Origin of the sequence: Micrococcus sp. APC 4021 (assembly GCF_030407635.1) — a bacterium.
In the GTDB taxonomy this organism is placed as follows: domain Bacteria; phylum Actinomycetota; class Actinomycetes; order Actinomycetales; family Micrococcaceae; genus Micrococcus; species Micrococcus luteus.
This window is the reverse complement of sequence record NZ_JASDCZ010000156.1, coordinates 1-4,346: the sequence shown is the minus strand read 5'-3', so window position 1 is coordinate 4,346 and position 4,346 is coordinate 1. Positions and strand designations below refer to the sequence as shown.

Genomic DNA, 4,346 nt, shown 5'->3' with positions numbered 1-4,346 from the left:
AGGCGTTCACCCCCAGGCCACGCCGCGGCGGGGGGTGCCGGGGTGCGAGGGGCGTGGGGCAGGCTCATGCGTCTCCCGTCGACGGTGTGTGCCCACCAGGGAACCGTCCCCGTCTGGCCGCGGCGTGGCCTGGGGGTGAACGCCTGCGGAAGGCGCGGGCCACACTCGGTGGCCCGCGCGCCCGGCCGCGCGGTGGAATCGGGGCCGCGAAACCGGTATGCTCGTCAGCCGTGGCCGTTCACGGTCACGTGCCTCCTTAGCTCAGCTGGCCAGAGCAGCTCCCTCGTAAAGAGCAGGTCGCCGGTTCGAATCCGGCAGGGGGCTCCCCCGGACCCCGCCGCGTGATCACGCGGCGGGGTCCTCTCGTCTCCGGGCCGGCCCTCCGGGGCGCGCCGCCGTCAGAGCCCGGCTCCCAGCTCCTCCGCCCGGTCCAGGTGGCCGAGGGTGCGTTCGGCGTGCCGGCCGACCGACTCCGCCGAGCCCTGGCCGAGCCGGTACAGGGCGAGGGCCTGGGCGGTGGCGGCCAGCTCGTGTGCGGCGCGGGAGAGCTCACGGTGGACGTCGGCGGCCTCGGCCGGGATGTGCTCGCCGTCGCCCTCGTGGTCCCGGTGCAGGCGGACGCACAGGGCACGGACCGCGGGGAGCCGTTCCGTGAGGACGTTACCGGCGTGGACCACGCCGTTGCGCTCCTCGGGGCTCAGCACGTCCGTGCCCCGCTGGCCCTCCAGCACCTGCCAGTAGCGGTCCAGGGCCCGGCCGAGTCGGTCGTGGGCACGGCGCCACAGCCCCGTGCCGAGCTCGCGGTCGTCGGCACGCTCCTGACGGAAGCGTGCGAAGGGCCCCCTCATGCGCGGTCGCCGGACGGCCGGCGCGCGTCGGCGGGGTCGGTGACGAGCACGACCTTGCCCGTGCGGGTGGCGGAGTCGAACCAGTCGAACGCCTCGGCGGCCTCGGCGAGCGGGAAGCACGCCCCGACGCTCGCGTCGATGCGGCCCGCCGCCACCAGGGGCCACACGGCACGTTCGGCCGCGGCCACGATCCCGGCCTTGTCCACGACCGAGCGGGAGCGGAGCGTCGCCCCCGTCAGCCAGCCGCGCTTGACCACCAGCTTCATGATGTTGAAGTCCTCCGGGACGGCGCCGCCCTGGACCGCGAGCGTCACGATGCGTCCCTCGGGGGCGAGCGCGGACACGTTGGGTGCCAGGTACGGGGCGCCGACGACGTCGAGGATGACGTCCGCGCCGTGGCCGTCCGTGACCTCCTTGACCCACGGGGCGAAGGCACCGGACTCGGCGGCGCGGTGGTCGAACATGTGCTCGGCGCCCAGCCCACGGCCGAGCGCCACCTTCTCCGGGCCGCCGGCGGTGCCCAGCACCCGGGCGCCGACCGCGGTGAGGAACTGGACGGCGAAGGAGCCGATGCCGCCGGTGGCGCCGTGCACGAGCACCCGGTCCCCGGCCTGCACGCCCGCCCGGCCCACGAGCGTCGAGTGCACCGTGCAGGCGACCTCCGGCAGGGCCGCCGCCTCGACGAGGCCGACGCCGTCGGGGACGGCCATGAGCTGGCCCGCCGGCACGGCGACGTACTCGGCGAAGCCGCCGCCGGCCAGGAGCGCGCACACCCGGTCACCGACGGCGAACCGCCCCTCACCCGGCATCCCGGCCTCGGGTCCCAGCGCCGCCACGGTGCCGGAGACCTCGAGTCCGGGGATCTCGGAGGCGCCGCGCGGCGGCGGATAGCGGCCCTCGCGCTGCGCGATGTCCGCGCGGTTGAGACCCGCGGCGGCCACGTGCACCAGCACCTCGCCCGGGCCGGGGTCCGGCACGGGCTCGTGGCCCACGCGGACGACGCCGTTGTCGCCGGCGCCGGTGAATCGCACGGCGCGCATCTGTGCGGGGACGTCCATGGGGGTCTCCTCCTCTGGTCGGGGGTCGAGGGTCGAGGGTCCATCCTCGCGCGCGGGGGCCGGACTCGCCACCGGTCGCCCGCCGGGCCACGGGCTAGAGTGGGTCCTCGACGCGGCGGCCCACGCCGTCGCGGTCAGGCCCGGGATGGTTGTCCGAGCGGCCGAAGGAGCCGGTCTTGAAAACCGGTGCGCGGTGACCCCGCGCCGAGGGTTCGAATCCCTCACCATCCGCGTGCACACGACGAGAGGCGGCGGGCCGGACGGCCCGCCGTCTCTCGTTCACCTGGGGGCCACCTGGATGTGGTGGACTCGGCGCGTCACCCCGCCGTCCACCGGCGGCGCACCTCTGTCATCACGCATCCCGGGGAGAGCCATGTCCAGCCTGTTCCGTCGCCGTGCCGTCACCACGGCCGCCTGCACCGTCCTCGTCCTCGCGCCCGCGAGCGCGGCGCCCGCCCTGGCCGTCGAGACGGCCGCCGCGGACGAGACCACCATCTCGATCCTGTCCTTCAACGACTTCCACGGCGCGCTGTCCGCGGACTACATCGGCACGCAGTTCGCGGACACGGTGGAGGACTACCGCACCGCGTTCGAGGCCGAACACGGCGCCGGCTCCACGCTGCTGACCAGCGCCGGCGACCTGATCGGCGGCTCGAAGTCCGTGTCCAACGTGCAGCAGGACAACCCGACGATCGACGTGATGAACGCGCTCGGCCTGGCCTCGCTGACCGCCGGCAACCACGAGTTCGACAAGGGCCTGGACGACCTGCAGGGCCGCGTGGAGTCCCGGGCCCAGTTCCCGGTGCTCTCCGCCAACCTGGTGGACCCGACGAGCAAGGAGCCCGTCCTCACCTCGCACGCCGTCTTCGACGTCGACGGCGTGCGCGTCGCCGTCATCGGCGCCTCCCCCAACGAGCTGTACGCGACCACCACCGGCGCGGGCCTGAAGGGCAACGAGGTCCTCGACGAGGTCGCCGCCGTGAACGCGGTCGCGGACGAGCTGGAGGCCCAGGACGCCGCCGACGTGATCGTGGCCTCGTACCACGACGGCGCCGCCGGCGCGGGCGAGCTGGCCGCCGAGCGGGCGGCCCGGGCCGAATTCGACCGCATCGTCGGCGAGACCTCCTCCGCCGTGGACGTCATCTTCAACGCCCACACCCACCAGCTCTACCAGTACGACACCACGGCCGGCGGCGCCCACCGCCCCGTGATCCAGGCGGGCGCCTCCGGCAGCCACCTGGCCGCCGTCGAGCTGACCGTGGGCGCCGACGGCGAGGTCACCGGGCTCACCCCGCGCCTGCTGACCCGGTCCACGCAGGCCCCCGCCGAGGCCGCCGCGGAATCCCCCGTCACCGCCCAGGTGTACGCGATCGAGCAGGAGGCCGTCGCGGTCTTCGAGGACCTGCAGGGCGAGGTCGTGGCCGACCTGTCCGCCTCCATCACCACCGACTACCAGAAGCTGATCGACGCGGGTGGGTCCTGGAAGGCCGGCGGCACGCGTGCCGCCGAGACCACCCTGGGCACCTGGGTGGGCGACGCCGTCAAGCACGCCGCCGAGCAGGCGAACCCCGAGGTGGACCTCGGCGTGACCAATCCCGGCGGCCTGCGCTCCGAGCTGCTGACGGACCGCTTCACCGACGGCGGCGCGTTCCCGGCCAAGCCGGCCGACCTCGTCGGTCGCCTCACCCTGGGCGAGCTGCTCGACATGGCGCCGTTCGGCAACACCATCACCTACTTCGACATCCCGGGCTCCTCCATCAAGCTGGCCCTCGAGGAGAACTGGCGGAACGACGTGCGCAAGTTCACCCTCGGCTGGTCCGAGGAGCTGACCTGGACCTACGACGAGTCCCGCCCGCAGGGGGACAAGGTGACCGGCGTGTGGATCGACGGCGAGCCGCTCCAGGCGGACCGCATGTACACGGTGGCCAGCCAGTCGTTCCTGGCCGACGACACCTGGACGACGCTCGGGGACCCGACCAAGGCCCCCGACGGCTACACCGCCTTCGCGACCGGCCGCCAGAACTTCGTGAACATGGGCCTGTTGGACTCCCAGGCGATCACGGACTACGCCCGCGCCCAGGACGCGGCCCACGGCGCCGTCGCCCCGGACTTCGGCAAGAACGGCGTGCCGGTCACCGACGCCCCCGCCTCGGTCGAGGCCGGGCAGGCCGTCGGCCTGACCCTCGGGGACCTCGTGGTGGACTCCGACGGCGCCCCCGCGGCGACCGCGGTCGACGTCGCCTTCCGCACGGCCGACGGCACCGAGACCGCCCTGGGCACCGTGGCAGTCCCCACGGGTTCCGAGACCGTCACGCTCTCCGGGATCACCGCCCCCGCCGCCGCGGGCACGGGCGAGCTCGTGATGACCGTGCGCTACGCCGACGGCAGCACGACCGTGGTGCGCCATGCCCTCGAGGTCACCGCGGCCCCGACCCCCACC

Annotated in this window: 3 protein-coding genes and 2 tRNA genes; 3 read left to right on the top strand and 2 right to left on the bottom strand. The window is 74.5% G+C overall.

The window, feature by feature from the left end:
• The first annotated feature begins 250 nt into the window (after positions 1-250).
• Positions 251-324 (top strand) — tRNA-Thr (locus tag QL983_RS10525).
• 74 nt (positions 325-398) lie between these two features.
• Here the strand turns inward: QL983_RS10525 and QL983_RS10520 are convergent.
• Both QL983_RS10520 and QL983_RS10515 read right to left on the bottom strand, forming a co-directional pair.
• The gene (locus QL983_RS10520) at positions 399-848 is read right to left on the bottom strand and encodes a hypothetical protein (RefSeq protein ID WP_002858061.1); all 450 of its coding nucleotides are present in this window, start codon (positions 846-848) and stop codon (positions 399-401) included.
• Positions 845-1,906, bottom strand: a complete 1,062-nt coding sequence (locus QL983_RS10515; RefSeq protein WP_036316047.1) for an NAD(P)H-quinone oxidoreductase — start codon at positions 1,904-1,906, stop codon at positions 845-847. Before QL983_RS10515 ends, QL983_RS10520 begins: the two co-directional genes overlap by 4 nt.
• A gap of 143 nt (positions 1,907-2,049) precedes the next feature.
• On the opposite strand from QL983_RS10515, the gene QL983_RS10510 reads away from it, so the two are divergent.
• A tRNA-Ser gene (locus tag QL983_RS10510) sits at positions 2,050-2,137 on the top strand.
• Positions 2,138-2,279: 142 nt separating this feature from the next.
• Positions 2,280-4,346 (top strand): 5'-nucleotidase C-terminal domain-containing protein (locus QL983_RS10505; RefSeq protein ID WP_290152916.1); only part of this gene is annotated, 2,067 nt, incomplete at its 3' end.